This window comes from Kitasatospora sp. HUAS MG31 (genome assembly GCF_040571325.1).
Lineage (GTDB): Bacteria > Actinomycetota > Actinomycetes > Streptomycetales > Streptomycetaceae > Kitasatospora > Kitasatospora camelliae.
In genome coordinates, this window is the sequence record NZ_CP159872.1 from 130,276 (window position 1) to 144,985 (window position 14,710).

At 72.5% G+C, this 14,710-nt stretch carries 17 protein-coding genes; 4 read left to right on the forward strand and 13 right to left on the reverse strand.

Translation table 11 applies throughout. The annotated features are described in order from the left end of the window. Positions 1 to 24: 24 nt before the first annotated feature. Positions 25 to 795 carry a hypothetical protein gene (locus tag ABWK59_RS00570; protein ID WP_354637177.1) on the reverse strand — a complete coding sequence of 257 codons (771 nt, stop codon included), beginning with the start codon at positions 793 to 795 and terminating at the stop codon, positions 25 to 27. Positions 796 to 1,060: 265 nt separating this feature from the next. Between ABWK59_RS00570 and ABWK59_RS00575 the strand changes: the two genes are divergently transcribed. After that, a complete protein-coding gene (locus tag ABWK59_RS00575) occupies positions 1,061 to 1,738 on the forward strand; it encodes a hypothetical protein (RefSeq protein ID WP_354637178.1) in 678 nt (225 codons plus the stop codon). 704 nt (positions 1,739 to 2,442) lie between these two features. Here the strand turns inward: ABWK59_RS00575 and ABWK59_RS00580 are convergent. From ABWK59_RS00580 to ABWK59_RS00595, 4 genes are all read right to left on the reverse strand, one after another. Next, complete coding sequence (locus ABWK59_RS00580) at positions 2,443 to 2,697, reverse strand: dsRBD fold-containing protein (RefSeq protein ID WP_354637180.1); 255 nt, start codon at positions 2,695 to 2,697, stop codon at positions 2,443 to 2,445. Positions 2,698 to 2,720: 23 nt separating this feature from the next. Continuing rightward, positions 2,721 to 3,359, reverse strand: a complete 639-nt coding sequence (locus tag ABWK59_RS00585; RefSeq protein ID WP_354637181.1) for an SPFH domain-containing protein — start codon at positions 3,357 to 3,359, stop codon at positions 2,721 to 2,723. A gap of 633 nt (positions 3,360 to 3,992) precedes the next feature. Beyond that, positions 3,993 to 4,259, reverse strand: coding sequence for an ATP-binding cassette domain-containing protein (locus ABWK59_RS00590; protein ID WP_354644787.1), 267 nt, complete (start codon positions 4,257 to 4,259; stop codon positions 3,993 to 3,995). Next, complete coding sequence (locus ABWK59_RS00595; RefSeq protein ID WP_354644788.1) at positions 4,163 to 4,543, reverse strand: transposase family protein; 381 nt, start codon at positions 4,541 to 4,543, stop codon at positions 4,163 to 4,165. The genes ABWK59_RS00590 and ABWK59_RS00595 overlap by 97 nt, the downstream gene beginning before the upstream one ends. A 269-nt stretch (positions 4,544 to 4,812) precedes the next feature. On the opposite strand from ABWK59_RS00595, the gene ABWK59_RS00600 reads away from it, so the two are divergent. After that, positions 4,813 to 5,646, forward strand: coding sequence for a ZIP family metal transporter (locus tag ABWK59_RS00600; protein WP_354637183.1), 834 nt, complete (start codon positions 4,813 to 4,815; stop codon positions 5,644 to 5,646). 646 nt (positions 5,647 to 6,292) lie between these two features. Here ABWK59_RS00600 and ABWK59_RS00605 read toward each other — a convergent pair. From ABWK59_RS00605 to ABWK59_RS00635, 7 genes are all read right to left on the reverse strand, one after another. Further along, the gene (locus tag ABWK59_RS00605; RefSeq protein WP_354637185.1) at positions 6,293 to 6,736 is read right to left on the reverse strand and encodes a universal stress protein; all 444 of its coding nucleotides are present in this window, start codon (positions 6,734 to 6,736) and stop codon (positions 6,293 to 6,295) included. 900 nt (positions 6,737 to 7,636) lie between these two features. Then, on the reverse strand, positions 7,637 to 8,980 hold the full coding sequence (locus ABWK59_RS00610; RefSeq protein WP_354637186.1) for a Ni/Fe hydrogenase subunit alpha: 1,344 nt from the start codon (positions 8,978 to 8,980) through the stop codon (positions 7,637 to 7,639). After that, positions 8,977 to 9,759 (reverse strand): oxidoreductase, encoded by a 783-nt coding sequence (locus tag ABWK59_RS00615; RefSeq protein WP_354637188.1) that lies wholly within the window; start codon positions 9,757 to 9,759, stop codon positions 8,977 to 8,979. The genes ABWK59_RS00610 and ABWK59_RS00615 overlap by 4 nt, the downstream gene beginning before the upstream one ends. 1 nt (position 9,760) lies before the next feature. Further along, on the reverse strand, positions 9,761 to 10,588 hold the full coding sequence (locus ABWK59_RS00620; protein ID WP_354637190.1) for an FAD/NAD(P)-binding protein: 828 nt from the start codon (positions 10,586 to 10,588) through the stop codon (positions 9,761 to 9,763). Next, on the reverse strand, positions 10,585 to 11,049 hold the full coding sequence (locus ABWK59_RS00625) for a Crp/Fnr family transcriptional regulator (RefSeq protein ID WP_354637192.1): 465 nt from the start codon (positions 11,047 to 11,049) through the stop codon (positions 10,585 to 10,587). Before ABWK59_RS00625 ends, ABWK59_RS00620 begins: the two co-directional genes overlap by 4 nt. Further along, the gene (locus tag ABWK59_RS00630; protein ID WP_354637193.1) at positions 11,046 to 12,200 is read right to left on the reverse strand and encodes a 4Fe-4S dicluster domain-containing protein; all 1,155 of its coding nucleotides are present in this window, start codon (positions 12,198 to 12,200) and stop codon (positions 11,046 to 11,048) included. Before ABWK59_RS00630 ends, ABWK59_RS00625 begins: the two co-directional genes overlap by 4 nt. Positions 12,201 to 12,375: 175 nt before the next feature. After that, positions 12,376 to 12,897, reverse strand: a complete 522-nt coding sequence (locus ABWK59_RS00635; RefSeq protein WP_354637194.1) for a hydrogenase maturation protease — start codon at positions 12,895 to 12,897, stop codon at positions 12,376 to 12,378. 186 nt (positions 12,898 to 13,083) lie between these two features. On the opposite strand from ABWK59_RS00635, the gene ABWK59_RS00640 reads away from it, so the two are divergent. Both ABWK59_RS00640 and ABWK59_RS00645 read left to right on the forward strand, forming a co-directional pair. Beyond that, positions 13,084 to 13,722 carry a universal stress protein gene (locus ABWK59_RS00640; protein ID WP_354637196.1) on the forward strand — a complete coding sequence of 213 codons (639 nt, stop codon included), beginning with the start codon at positions 13,084 to 13,086 and terminating at the stop codon, positions 13,720 to 13,722. Next, positions 13,668 to 13,907: a universal stress protein gene (locus ABWK59_RS00645; RefSeq protein WP_354637197.1), complete on the forward strand. Its 240-nt coding sequence runs from the start codon at positions 13,668 to 13,670 to the stop codon at positions 13,905 to 13,907. Before ABWK59_RS00640 ends, ABWK59_RS00645 begins: the two co-directional genes overlap by 55 nt. A 110-nt stretch (positions 13,908 to 14,017) precedes the next feature. Here ABWK59_RS00645 and ABWK59_RS00650 read toward each other — a convergent pair whose 3' ends face one another. Next, complete coding sequence (locus tag ABWK59_RS00650; RefSeq protein ID WP_354637198.1) at positions 14,018 to 14,710, reverse strand: response regulator transcription factor; 693 nt, start codon at positions 14,708 to 14,710, stop codon at positions 14,018 to 14,020.

The window sequence follows — 14,710 nt, forward strand, 5'->3', positions numbered from 1 at the left end:
TCACCGATCACAGGCAGCGGCGGTTCAACCCGGGTGCGCCGGGTCTGGAGGGTGCGGCGCCGGCGGCGGGCTTGCGAGGCGAGATGTCCGGGCGCGGAAGGTCCGCCATCGGCGTTCGTTGTCGTGAACGAGGCCGGCCGACTCGCTGAGAAGATCCGCGGCGCGGGCGAGTAGCTCTGCCGCCGAGTACAGTCGCCGCGGGCTGACGGCATCCCGGGCCAGATCTGCCCGGAGGGCACTGGGGCGGAAGTCCACCCGGGCGAGGACGTCGGCAGCCCTGTGCAGCAGCCGCCCGGCCATGGCGGACAGGTGGGCAGCTTGCCAGTCGTTGCTGATGATGCGGTGTCGTTCACCGAGGAGATCGGCGAAGCCGGCGAAGTCGAGCAGCGCCTCCGCGGCGTCCCACGAGGCCTGCATCGCCGCGGCGAGCCAGTCGGCACCTGACAGGAGGTCATCGGCCGTCCTCGACAGGTCGCGTTTGAGGCGTGCCAGCTCGACCGGTTCGCCCTCGCCCTCCATGAACAGGACCCCGCGCAGCTGCAGCGCGGCGGGAGCGGTGAGGTCGTCCGCGCCCTCGAACGGGTTCAGCGGGGTGGGTGACGCTGGCTGTACCGCGGACCAGCGGTCGGCCAGGGCGAGCAGGGTCCGCGCGTCGCGCTGGAGCGCGACGGACTGCTCCCTGGGCTGGGACGCATAGAACTCCTCGTGCTCGCGGTGAAATCTCGCCAGGTTCGCGATCGCATCGAGCATCATCGCAGGCGGACCACCGGGGGATGATCCCTCAGCCTCGTCCATTGCCCCATCCTCGCGCGCCCTCCCCCGCACGGCTCGCCGGGCAGGACGCGCACGGACCCGGGATACCTCGGCTGCGCACGGTACCGCCACCACTCCCCACTGTTGGACCAGGGCACGCCTGCCCGGCCTCCGCAACCGAGCCCGGCAGCGGTATCCGTGCGGAGTGCGTGCCCTGGCACCCGGACCGCCCCGGGCCTCGGCCCCACGCGAGGAAGAGCCCTGCAGTCCGGTGGCGTCACCGAGTCGGGAGAGCAACGCTCGGAGTATGAGTGGACACCGAGTCGCCCTCGGGTCGGCCGTCCTCACCACTGCGGCGGTCACCCTGGCCCTGCACGGCCTGGTCCTACGCCCGAGGATGCTGACCTGGGGCGCGACCTCCGACGAGGTCTCACGTGTTTACCCGGGGGATGATCTCATCCCCGAGGCCGACAGCTCCTCGACGATGGCGACCACCCTGCCGGCGCCACCGGAGCAGGTCTGGCCCTGGCTGGTGCAGATGGGAGGCGACCGCGGAGGCTGGTACAGCTGGGACAGGTTAGACCACATGGGGGAACCGAGTGCCGACGTGATCGTGCCTGAGTGGCAGAGCCTGGAGGAGGGGCAGCGTCTGAACGCGGCGCCGGATGGACAGTCCTGGTTCGCCGTGGCACTCCAGGAGCCGGGTCGGACGCTGGTGCTGCGGGCGAACCTGGAGTTGCCCTCCGGGCACTCCTTCGACGCCCGGTCCACCCCTCTGCCCCGGGCCTACATGGACGGCATCTGGGGGTTCCACCTCCAGCCTGCCCCCGGTGACACGACCCGCCTGGTGGTCCGCACACGGGGCCTGAGCAGACCGCGACCGTTCACCCGGCCGTTCGATCTGCTTTTCGGCGAACCCGCGCACTTCATCATGCAGACCCGCCAGTTCCACAACCTGCGCACGCGGCTCAGTCCCGCCCCGTGACCCGCACGACCGCGCCCCGGGGAGGCTCCGTTGCGTGCCGCCGTCTCGATCGACCAGCGACCGGATGCCCTCCTGCGGATTCATGCCATCCGCGCTCGCCGTGTCGGCTCCCTGCTCGGAGACGGCGCCTATCCCCACGATCGGCCGACGGCCGCGGGACAGGGGCCCTCGGCCTCGCCCACACGGCCCGTCCACCACCCGCACTGGCTCGGAGCGGGCCTGCGGCGGCACCCGTCCGCTCGACCGGTCTGCCGGTCGGCCGCCGCCCGGCCTACCCGCCGCCGGTGTGCCGCACGGCCACATCGGCCCACCGGCCGGGAGCTCGGCCCTGCCCGTGGCGGCACCACTGCTCGTACGGTGCGAGTGGGGCAGGAAACGGCTCGCATTCACCTGCCTGGACGAGGATGCACCGCCCGGCGGCAGACAGTGCAACGTCGGTCGCGACATGGATGCTGAGGGACCCGGGAAGCCAGGAGCGACGCCGAGGGCCGTCGTGGTCCTTCAGCGGTCAAGACCGCGAGAGGCGGGCGAGAACAGGGCGGCGCCGGCCGGAGAGCAACATCAGAACGAACCCGTACGCGTAGCTGGGTCCGGCGGGGATCGGCAGTCCTGCCACCTGCGTGCTTCATGAACACCACCTCCGAAGGTCGGACGTCGCCGCGACGAGCGGACAGGCCGCCGCCGGTCGTCCGGAGCTACGGCGATCAGCCGTGGAGCGGCGGTTCGTTGGCGTCGGCGTCGGCCATGCCGGCACGAAGCAGCTGGTTGCCGAGGTCGACCAGGGCGCGTCCGGCCGCGTATTCGTCGCCGATCTCCGGTGCGGGAGGGTCGTGCGGGTTGCGGTGGGCTTCGGTCCGGCTCTCCAGCCGGTTGTCGCCGGTGTCGAGGACAGCGTGCACTTTGGTGATTTCGCCTTCTTCGAAGAGGTCCACGCGCAGGGTCCACGTCTTGGTGTGCATCGGTGCGCTTGTCGTTTTCTCATTCATGTCCAGACCTGTCCTTTGAGGGGGTCGGTGAGGGCTTCGTCTTGGGGGATCGGCCAGCCGGGCCGGGGCAGCCACCCGCTGCCGGGGCCGGACGGCGCGGTGACCGCTGGTGCTGTTGCGGTGGAGCGGCTTTCCTGGTCGACGAAGCGGGTGAGCGCCCGGGCGCTTTCGAGGAACTGGGCGGGGAAGACGCCGGTGGAGTTCTTCTCGGCGGCGATCTCGGCGAGTATCTGCAGGTTGCGGAGCTGGAGGGCGATCGGGTGATCGGCGATGACGTCGGCGGCCTCGGCCTGCCGGGCCATCGCCCGCTGCATGCTCTGTGGGAGTTCGATGTCCTTCAGTTCGACCACCCTGACCAAGACGCCCCACTGCTGGGTGAGGCCGTCGAGGATGCCCTTGATCTGTTCGTTGAGGGTCTCGGTGTCGGTGAGCACCTGGTCCGGGAGGGAGCGGCCGACCACGTTGCGAACGGTGGCCCGGGCGATCTTCCCGATCGCGCTGGACACGTCCTCGATCTCCACGATCGACTCCACCATGAACCGGATCCCTGGGCCGCGCACCCCGCGCAGTCGGCCCAGCCGGAACACCACCCCACGCTCGTGCTGCCGCATGATCGCGACGCACAGGTTTGGCACGGGAACCACCTTCCTCGTCCGGAGGCAGTATCTCCAGCGTGGACGAGGCTGAGACGTTGGACATGCGCCGCCCGGCCCAAACGCGAGACGGCGGTCGAAGCAGTCCGTGGGCTGTCGACGCGGCTACCGCAGTCCGCTGTCGGTCCGCGGTAGCGCTCACGTCTCGTTCCGCCCGCTTGCGGAGGGACGGCGGAACATCAGCCGTAAGGGACCATCGCGAGTGGGAAGTCGGGGCATGACGGATTCACCGCGGTGCTGTTCCGGTTCGGTCGGTCAGCCGGTCACCCGGGCGGCGATGGGGCCGTCTGGGCCCTGGTGTTGGGCGGGGGCGCGAGTATCCTGGGAATTGGCCTGCAGGGCGAGCGAGGGAGTTCGACCGGATGGCCCCGGGCGATGGGCGGAGGCTCCGCGCGGGGCGTTTGTCGACGGTCGGGCTGAGAGGCTGGAAGGTCTGTGAGACCGGAAGGCGACCTCCATCACCTGATCCGGACAATGCCGGCGAAGGGAGCCCACCTTGCAGGTTTCCGTCTGCCCGCACGACACTGCGGCGAGACGCGATCAGCGACGGGACGGTGACGAGGGACGGCGGAGCGCTCGACGGGGCTCGCCGAGCGCGAGCGCATGCCGCTTCGGTCACGGCCGGCCCGTGGGAGCGGCGAACTCCCCGGCCACACCTCGAACGGTCAGCTGCGGCCACAGGGCGACGTCGCCCGACACGTAGGAGACGTGAGTGAGGGCCCGCTCCACGTCGGCCACCGGGATACCCCTGATCCGCGCGGAGCCGGCGGTCGGCCGGATGAGGTTCAGCAGCAGCCGGATCGTGGTCGACTTTCCTGCGCCGTTGGGGCCCAGAAAGACGAAGATCTCTCCCTGCTTGACGGAGAGGTCGCGGCCGTCCAGGGCGACGACGCGGCCGAAGCGCTTGCTTCGCCTGGCTTGCCAGCAGCCGGACTGCGCCGGGCTAGCCGCTCGGTCAGCCCGTCGACCTGCTCGACGAAGGTCCGGCGATCGCACTCCCGTGCCGGGCAGATGAACCGGCGCACGAGCAGGTCGATCATGGCCCGGAGCCCTGACACCGCCACGTCGGCCAGGCGACTGCGGTACACACCGTGGACGCGGCCCGACACCGTTCCGCACCCCGGGCACACGGCCTGACGTGTTGCGATACATGCCGAGAAGGTCATCAGCCCGTAGTCCACCACGGCGTCGTCCACTATCACCGTCGACAGGTGGGAGAAGGCGCTCCAGAGCGCGCTGCAGTCACACGAACATCCCTCCTTCCAGGCGTTAGTGACGGCCAGCCATGACTCCGCACCAAGTGGATCAGAACCGAACCCAAGGCCTTTGACAGGCGGGTCGGCATGCGGCCATGGATTACAGAGGCGAGGATGATTAGGCAAGGCTTACCAACCCTGCTGTGCTCATGCTCTGTCGCGAGCCCTCGGGAGCGAATATGTCCGGTCCGCAGATCGCCCTGCTCGGTGCCGTCGCCGGTTTCACCATCTTCCTGGGCCTTCCGATCGGCAGGCTGCGCCATCCGGTGCCGCGCCTGCGGGCCGGCCTCAACGCGGCGGCTATCGGCATCCTGCTGTTCCTGCTGTGGGACATCCTGAGCGCGGCTTGGGAACCGGTCGACACCGCGTTGAGCGATCACGACTGGAGCACGGCCGTGACCGGCGGTGCGGTTCTGGCCGTCACGCTGGCCGGCGGCCTGGCAGGGCTGGTCCACTACGACGGGTGGGTCGCTTCCCGCCACGCGCCGGCCACCCCGCCGCCGTCCCGGAGCGAAGGAACTACGGCCGCGACTGAACGGGTTCCCCGGGCGCTCTCCCAGGCCGCACGCCTGGCCCTGATGATCGCCGTGGGCATCGGCCTCCACAATCTGGCGGAGGGCCTGGCCATCGGCAACTCCGCCGCACAGGGCGACATCTCCCTCGCCCTGTTGCTGGTCATCGGGTTCGGCCTGCACAACGCGACCGAGGGATTCGGTATCACCGCCCCACTCGCGGCCGAGGCCGAACGGCCTTCGTGGGGACGCCTTGCCCTGCTTGGCCTGATCGGCGGCGGCCCCACCTTTGCGGGCACCCTGATCGGGCAGCAGGTCGTCAACGACACCGCCAGTATCGCCTTCCTCGGCCTGGCGGCAGGTTCCATCCTCTACGTGATCATCGAGCTGCTGGCCGTCGCGCGACGCGCCGCGATGAAGGTCCTCACCACCTGGGCGATCCTGCTGGGGCTCCTTGCCGGCTTCGCAACCGACGCCATCGTGGTCGCCGGCGGCGCATGACGCCGGTTGCCCCTCGCAATCTGCGCAGGGGCGGGCCGGGGCCATGGGGATTGCTGTCCACAGCCGGGAGCCCGCCCGGCCCACGTCCCGGTGACAGAGCGCCGTGAACACGCGTGAGCCCGTGCGTCAGGCACGCGTTCTGCCGTGAGGGGCTGCTCTTGGGAGTCGCGACTCGTACGCGATCCCTCGCCGTCCACGAGCTGAACGGCATGCTGCGGCTCGACGCCGGGCCCCGGCGGAGCATCAGCCAAGGGGCCACTGCGAGTGGTAATGGCCGTGGTGGACTGCTGCCGGCGCGACTGGTAGTCGACTGCCGGGCCGGTCATGGCAGCGCCGGGGGGTCGGGTTCGGAGGCGCGTACGACGAGGACAGGGCGGGTCGCGTGGTGGATCGGCCAGCTCCACCAGTGCCTTGTCACCCGCCAGAAGTTCGACGAAGCCACCGCCTTCACCCCGCCGAGGAAGCCCCACCTTGCCACCGCCGCTTGACCCGATAGCTGTACGGGGTGTCTTGTCGGCAGCGACGCTGCTCCCCGCCCCATAAGCGGGAACAACGAGCAGATCAGGCGACAGTCACATGATCGGCCGGACAACTCCTGGTCGGAGCCGCCGACGATCCGCCGTTCGCGCGGTTCCGGGTCGGCGGGTCATCGTGGGCGGACGATGACCACGGGGCACGTCGCGTGTAGGGCGCACTGGATGCTCACCGAGCCCAGCAGCGCGCGGGCGAACGTGCCCCGGCCCCTGCTGCCCACCACCAGCAGTTCGGCACCGTTCGCCGCATCGAGCAGCGCCTCGACTGGGTTGGCCCGCACCACCCGCGCGTCGACCCGGGCGGCACCCTCCTCGCCCAGCACCTCCCGAAGCTCGTCGGCCAGACGCCGATGCGCCACGTCCACGTCGAGGTCGGCGTCGACCGCGGGTGCCGACCACCCGTCCGGGGACGGGAACTCCCATGCGGTGACGGCGTCCACCACGCCGCCGATCAGCTCGGCGTGCCGGAGCGCCCACCGCAGCGCCGCGTGGGAGGACGGCGAGCCGTCCAAGCCGACCACGACACGCGGGGGCGAGTCCTGGCTCTCGGTTTCCATCCGTCGCACCCTCCTCGTGCTGGGTACCCCGGCATCCACGCTGCACGCATCACGCCGACACCGCCAGCAGAGCCCGCTCCTGATACGGCCGCTCGTGCGACTCAGCCGCCCTCGAGGCGGTCGAGAGGCTCCCGTCCGGCAACGGGGCTCAGCGGGACTCGGGTGCCGGCACGGTGACGACCGGACATCGGGCGCGGTGCAGCAGCCCGTACGGGACGGAGCCGAGTCGCATCCCGGGTGAATCCACCTCGGCCGCGTCGTCCGACGACGACGGCCAGCGCGTCCGCGGGAGGCGTTCGCCACCTCCTCGACGGGGTGCCCCCGCACCACCTGACGGGTCAGAGCGGCCTCCGGGTACGTCTCTACCTGCTCGGCCGCCGCCTCGAAGAGCAGACGTCGGCACTCTTGGAGCGAGAGGACCTCGTCCATCGACTCCAGCAGCGAGGGCTCCCAGACCTACAGCGCCCGCACCTCCGCGCCACGCGCTGGGGCGGCCTCGAGCGCGTGCCCGACGGCGGCCTGCGAGGCCGGGCTGCCGTCCACCCCCGCCGACGAGGTACGGCGTCTGGTCGGTGGCGCTCCCGGGGCCCGGCACCACGACCACCGGACAGTCCGCCCTGGCGCTGTGATCGGCGGTCACGACCCCGTCCGCCCCGCCGTCCGGCTCCGTCAGCGCCGAGGCCACTCCCTCCAACGCCGTCCGCGCGACGCGGACCAGTTCGGCCAACTCGCCGAGGAAAGCCCGGTGTTCACTGCCAACGGTGCGTGACGTCGGTCGGCTCCCGTCGTTCTCGGCGCGCCGGGCCGCGCGGGCGGACCGCTCGACCACGCCGCGCGGTCGACCACCTCACCAGTGTCCCATCGAGGTCCACGGGGCCCCGGTGTCCGGAGGCCCGCAGGTCAGCGCTCGAGGGAGAGCCTGAGGAAGTGCGCCGAGCAGGAGATGCACGGATCGTGGTTGCGGATCGCCCGTTCGCTCAGCGTGGCCAGTTCGGTGTCCCCGGCGGGTGGACCGACGGCCAGGCGGGCGCGCACCGCGTGCTCCACGTCGGCTTCGATCGCTCCCTGGTTCTGCGCGGTCGGCGGTACCAGGACGGCATCGGTGACGGTTCCGTCGGCGGCCAGTGTGTAGCGGTGGTAGAGCAGGCCCCGCGGTGCCTCGGTCGCGCCGTGGCCGGTCGTGGCGCGGGCGGGGACCGGAGTGTACGGGCGTGGGGGCGCCCGGTACGCGTCGATGATCCGCATCGCCTCGTCGACCGCGTACAGCACCTCGATCGCCCGGATCACGATGCTGCGGTAGGGGTTGCGGCAGACAGCGCCGGTGCGGGGGTCGCCGAGGCCGCCGGCCACGGCGAGGTCCAGCAGTTCGGCCGGCAGTAGGTGTCCGCTCATCGCGAAGCGGGCGAGCGAGCCGGTCAGGTGCCGGCGGCCGTCGAGCCGGGAGTGCAGTGCCGTCGAGTAGGGCACCTGGTGCTCGACCACGTGCGCCGAGAACTCGGCGAGGGGGAAGGTGTTGACCGTCCCGCGCCGGTCGCCGTCCCCGCGCAGCACGGTGGGGGTGCCGGATTCGATGGCGTACCGGTCGGGTTCGGCGAGCGCGAAAAGGTCGGCGTCGCAGACCGCGTCGGGGAAGTCGAAGCCGCTCACCCAGCGGACTGCGGCGACGGCGTCCTCCCTTACCCGGCGCAGGAGTTCGGCCAGTGGCCGCAACTCGGCCCGGGTGGGTACCCGGTGGAAGCCGCCGAGCCGGACGTTGACCGGGTGGATGGCGCGGCCGCCGAGGAGCTCGACGATTGCGTTGCCGGCCTGTTTGATCCGCAGGCCGCGGGCGACGTCCTCGCGGTGGGTGCGGGCGAGTTCGATGGCGCTGTCGCATCCGTGGAAGTCGGGGGCGTGCAGCAGGTGGACGTGCAGGGCCTGGCTCTCGATCCACTCGCCGCAGTAGAGGAGCCGGCGCAGCGCGGCGACCTGGCCCTCGACGCGCACCCCGCAGGCGTCCTCGATCGCGCGGCAGGCGCTGAGCTGGTAGGCGACGGGGCAGATGCCGCAGATGCGGGAGGTGAGGTCGGGCGGCTCGGTGTGGGCTCGGCCGCGCAGGAACGCCTCGAAGAACCGGGGTGGTTCGTAGATCGCCAGTCTGGCTTCGGCGAGTTCGCCGTCGCGCAGCACCAGGTGGAGCGAGCCCTCGCCCTCGACGCGCCCGAGCGGGCCGAGGTGCAGCTCGCGGCTGTCCTCGTCGGTCATCCCTCCGCCTCCTCGGCGATCTGCCGCGCGGCGGTGTCGAACTCGGGGGCAGCGGTGTTGAAGGTGCGCAGCAACCGCACGCTGTCGGGGCCGGCCAGTCCGTCGCGGCGCAGCAGTGGGACGAAGGCGGGGAGGTTGGTGGAGTTCGACGGGCCGAAGCAGCCGTAGCAGCCACGGGCGTAGGCGGGGCAGAGTGCGCCGCATCCGGCGTGGGTGACCGGCCCCAGGCAGGGCGTGCCGTGGGCGACGGTCACGCACACGGTGCCGCGGCGCTTGCACTCGAAGCAGACGCTGTGCTTCGGCACGTCGGGGGTCCGGCCGGCCAGGTACGCGGTGATCACCTCGATCAGCTGCCCGCGGTCGATCGGGCAGCCCCGCAGTTCGAAGTCGACCGGGACGTGAGCGCTGATCGGGGTGGAGGTGGCGAGGGTGTCGATGTACTGCGGTTGTGCGTACACCACGGCCCGGTACTCGGCGACGTCGGCGGTGTTGCGCAGGGCCTGGACGCCGCCGGCGGTGGCGCAGGCGCCGATGGTGACCAGGTACCGGGACGCTGCCCGGACCTGCCGGATGAGCTCAGCGTCCTGCGCGGTGGTGATCGAGCCCTCGACCAGCGAGAGGTCGTACGGGCCCGGGGCCGGTGCGGTGGCCGCTTCCAGGAAGTGGCTGATCTCCAACCTCTGGGCAAGCTGGAGGAGTTCGTCCTCGCAGTCGAGCAGGGTGAGCTGACAGCCGTCGCAGGAGGCGAACTTCCACACCGCGAGCCGTGACCTGGTCATCTCACAACTCCCTTACTGCCAGCAGGTGTTCAGCCTGACTCCAGGTCACCACCGGGCCGTCGCGGCAGAGCAGCAGCGGGCCGAGCTGGCAGTGGCCGCAGTGGCCGGTGCCGCAGTGCATGGTGCGCTCCAGGGAGACGTGCATCCGGTCCGGGGCCAGCCCGTGGTGCACCAGCGCGCGGGCCGCCGCGCGGATCATCACTTCGGGCCCGCACAGGTAGGCGGTGGTGCGGGTCGGATCAACGGCGGCCCGGTCTAGCAGGGCGGTCACCACGCCGACCTCGCCGTGCCATTGCCGATCCGGGCGGTCGACCGTGGTGAGCACCCGGGCACCGGCCGTCCGCCAGCGGTCGAGGTCCTGGGGGTAGAGCAGGTCGGCGGGTGTGCGGGCGCCGACCAGGACCGCCACCTCGCCGGTGCGGTCGGACGCGGCGAGCTCCGACTCCACAAGCGGCCGCAGCGGCGCGAGGCCGATCCCTCCGGCGACCGCCAGGACGTCCGCGCCAGGTGTCCCGGGCAGCGTCCAGGAGGTGCCGAACGGTCCGCGCACGCCCAGCGTCTCCCCCGGACGCAGCCCGTGCAGCGCGCGTGAGACCGCGCCGACCGCACGGACGGTGTGAGTCAGCCGGTGGCCGTCGATCCCGCTGACCGAGAGCGGGATGTCACCGACGCCGAAGGCGTAGACCATCGCGAACTGGCCCGGTGCGAACGGCGGTAGCGCGTCCGTGACCGGCTCGAGGACGATGCTGGCCGTGTCCGCCGTTTCGGCCGTGCGCGCGGTGACCCGGTAGCGGACGGGCGGCGCGGCTGCGGGCGGCGCGCCCGTCACCGCGCGGGACCAGTCCCGGCGGCGCCCTGCCCGCCGCCGTAGAGGTCGAGCAGCCGGGTACGGGCGGCCCGAAGGCGCGGCCCGATCGCCCGCGCCCCGATCAGCTGCAGCAGCTCCAGACCGAACACCGGATCGTCGCTCATCGCCGCCCGCACCGCCGCTGCGTCGAACTCGGTCGCCGACACCCGGCCCCGGGCCACCGCCCCGAGCTGCCAGCGGTACGGCTCGAACAGCCAGGACCAGCCGAGGAGTTCCCCCTCGCCCAGGGTTTCGACGACGAGCGTGCCACGGCCCGGCGCATGGACGTCGAGCGCGACCAGACCGCTGCGGACCAGCCAGAACCGGTCGGCCGGCCCGCCCTCCTCGAAGATCCGGGCACCGTCGGCCCAGGCGACGTCGTGGCCGAGGGCGAGCAGGCGGTCCCGGTGGTCGGCGGTCAGCCCGGCGAGCAGGGCCGTCACGGCGTCTCCGGGCGGTCCGCAACGGTCCTGCGCTCGTGCTCGAGTGCGTGGGCCTCCTCGGTGATGTCGATGCCGACCGGGCACCAGACGATGCACCTGCCGCAGCCGACGCAGCCTGAGCTGCCGAACTGGTCGTGCCAGGTGCCGATCTTGTGGGTGAGCCACTGCCGGTAGCGGCTGCGCGGTGAGGAGCGGACCGGGCCGGCCGGCAGGTGGGTGAACTCCAGGTCGAAGCAGGACTCCCAGCGCCGCCAGCGTTCGGCGTGGTCACCGGTCAGGTCGGTGACCTCCTCGGCGGTGGTGCAGAAGCAGGTGGGGCACACCATGGTGCAGTTGCCGCAGGTCAGGCAGCGGGCGGTGACCTCGTCCCAGCGCTCGGCGTCCAGGGTGTCGCGCATCAGGGCCCGCAGGTCCACCGGCGGCATGGTGCGGCCCATCCGGTCCGCCGCCTCCCGCACGACCCTGTCGGCCGCCTCCCGGGTGTCCGGGTCGGCCGGCCGGGCGGGCAGCTCGGCCAGCACCTGCTCGCCCTCTGGGCTGCCCGCCCGGACCAGGAACCGGTGGCCGTCCTCGTCGACCAGCTCGGTCAGCGCGAGGTCGTAGCCCGGCCCGGCCGCGGGCCCGGAGCCCATCGAGACGCAGAAGCAGGTGGCGCCCGGCTCGGTGCACTCGACGGCGACCAGGAAGGCGCGGGTGCGTCGGGACCGGTAGCGCCCGTCGGCATGCGGGCCGCCGGCGAGCACCCGGTCCTGCACGGCGATGGCCCTCAGGTCGCAGGGGCGCACGCCGAGGAAGGCGTAGGCGACCGTGGGCGGCGGATCCTCGTGGAACACCGGGCCGCCGTCGGGCGCACGGTCCGCGGTCCACTGCCGCTCGCGCTGCGGGTGCAGGAACGCCTTCCAGGAGTTCGGCCCGGCGCTGTGGGCGAAGGCCGCGCCGTCGGGGCGGGGGCGGAGCCGGTAGTGGCCGGCCTCCAGCTCGACGCCCCAGCCGTACGGCAGCTCGTCACCGGACGCGAGTTCGGCCAGCACGACGGCACCGTCGCGCACCGTCGGTCCGACCACGGTACGGCCCTGCGCGGCGAGCACGCGGATCAGCGCGTCGAGCCCCGCCCGATCGATGACCGCGGCGGCCGCCGGAGCGCTGGTCATGGTGGTACCTCCCGGTGCTGACGGGTGCCACCGGGCATCCTGGCCCGGCGTCGCCCGCTCATCCTGTGCTGCCGACGTCGGGAAGCGGCGGCAACGGCCCGCCGCCGCGCCGGACCGACGCCACGGCTCCCCCGGACGGGCGAAGTGTTCGGGTCGACCGCCCGACGTCCGACGGTCATCGCCGATCCGTGCGGGCCCGGGCCACGATGCCGCGCACCGCCGCTGCGGCACCCGGGACGGCCTCGGCGACGGCCGGGCCGAGTCCCTGTCCGAGTGTGAAGGCGCTTCCCCCGATCGCGAGCAGGATGAGCTGGCGGGGCACCCGGCCGAGGGCCGTGGCCAGCGCGAGGGCGTGGCCGAGGCCGAGCCCGTGCGACCCGGCCGCAGTCGGCTCGACGGTCGCCACCCCGGGTGCCGACGCTCCGCTCCCGGTGAGCCGCAGCTGGTGCAGCCGGCCCGCCCGCTCCGGCGGCACCCTCACCGCGTCCAGCACGACGGCCAGCTCCGCACCGTCCCAGAGCTCGATCAGACGCGCGGGTTCACCGTCGCAGACCGCCAGGCGCGCCACCGGGAACGGATCGGCGGCCAGCACGCCCACGACGGCGGCGCCCACGCCGTCGTCGCCCCGCAGCGGGTTGCCGACACCGATGACGACGATGCGGCCCGGCGGCGAGACCGGTTCGGCGGTGCGCCCCATGCGTCCTCCTGTGCGGTGCCGACCCGGACGGCCGGGTGGGACCGATCCTGCCCCTGGCGGAACCCACCGGCCCGCTATCAGGGCCGACCGGCACCGGTCGCCGTAGCCGTCGGCGGGCGAGACTGATACCGGACCATCCCGTCCGAGCCCCTCGGGGGTCGCCGTGAACACCCCGATCACCGTCGGATGCGACGGATCACCCGAAAGCACCGCCGCCGCGCAGTGGGCGGGCGTGAGGCGGAACTGCGCGGGCTGCGCCTGGAGCTTCTGCTCGCCTGGCCCTGGACGACCGAGGAGATGCTCGGGCAGCCGGACGCCGTGGCCGAGTCCCGCAGCCGGCTCGGCCGGCAGGAGGCCGAGCTGCGCGCCCGGCTGTCGACCGTCGACGTGACCGCCGTCCAGTGGACCGGCAGCGCCGGCCAGGCGCTGGTCGGGGCCGGCGAGCACGCCGCGATGCTGGCGCTGGGCTCCCGGGGTCTGAGCACCCTGCGCGGCTTCCTCGTCGGACCGGTGGGCCTGCACGTCCTCGAGCGCGCCGTCTGCCCGATCGTCCTCGCCCGCCCGACGAGGGACACGCCGCGATCCACCGGCGAGGTGGTCCTCCGCCTGGACCTGGACCACCACTGCGGCGAGGTGATCGCGTTCGCGTTCGAGTCGGCCGCCCGGCGCCCAGTCCCGCTGCGGGTGGTCCACGCCTGGCGACCACCGGACGGCGGCGACCTGACCCCGGCGTGGTCGCGGAGCTCGAGGAGGAGCTGGCGGCGGACGCGATGCAGCGCTCCACCCCCGCGGTCGAGCCCTGGCGGGAGAGGTACCCCGCCGTAACAGTGGTGGCGTCCCTGCTGTGCGGCGGCCCCGGGGCAACGCTGATCGAGGCCGTGGGCTGGCCGGACCTGCTGGTCGTCGGCCGGCGCAGCGGCGCCGGCACCGCCGGTCCCCACCTAGGTCCGGTCACCGAGGCGGCGATTCACCACGTCCACAGCCCGCTCGCCGTGGTCCCGTACGGCTGACGGGACGCCACCCGCGACCCACCCGGCCCCGCCATGGGGCCTGGCGGCCCAGGCCCGCAGGCGTTCTCGGCGCTTGGGCCGATCGGTTCAACCTGCCGGGCTGGACGGTCTCAATGCGGGCGGCCCGGATGCTGCTCGCTGTCGGCGTGGGCTGCGATCACGGCGGCCTGGAGGCGACGTTCGACGCCGAGCTTTGCGAGCAGGCGCGAGACGTGGTTCTTCACGGTCTTCTCGGCGAGGTACAGGTCCTTGCCGATCTCCCTGTTGGTCTTGCCCTCGCCGACCAGGACGAGGATCTCGCGTTCGCGTGGCGTCAGCTGGGCGAGCGCGGCGTCGGTGTCGCTCTCGTCGTGGTGGCGCAGGCTGTCCATGAGTTTGCGGGTGGTGGCCGGGTCGAGCATCGACTGACCGGAGGCGACCGCCCGGACGGCGCTCACCAGGTCCGCGCCCTTCACCTGCTTGAGCACGTATCCCGCCGCCCCCGCCATGATCGCGTCCAGCAGTGCGTCGTCGTCGTCGAAGGAGGTGAGCATCAGGCAGACCAGCTCGGGCATCCGGTCGCGCAGCTCGCGGCAGACGGTCACCCCGTCGCCGTCGGGCAGCCGTACGTCCAGGACCGCGACCTGCGGCCGTAGCGCCGGGATCCGGGCCAGGGCCTGGGCGCAGGTCCCGGCCTCGCCCACGACCTCGATGTCGGGTTCGGCGTCCAGCAGATCCCGTACTCCACGACGGACCACCTCGTGGTCATCGAGCAGGAAGACCTGGACGGGCTGCCCGGACTCCCGGGGCTCGGTGGTGTCCAT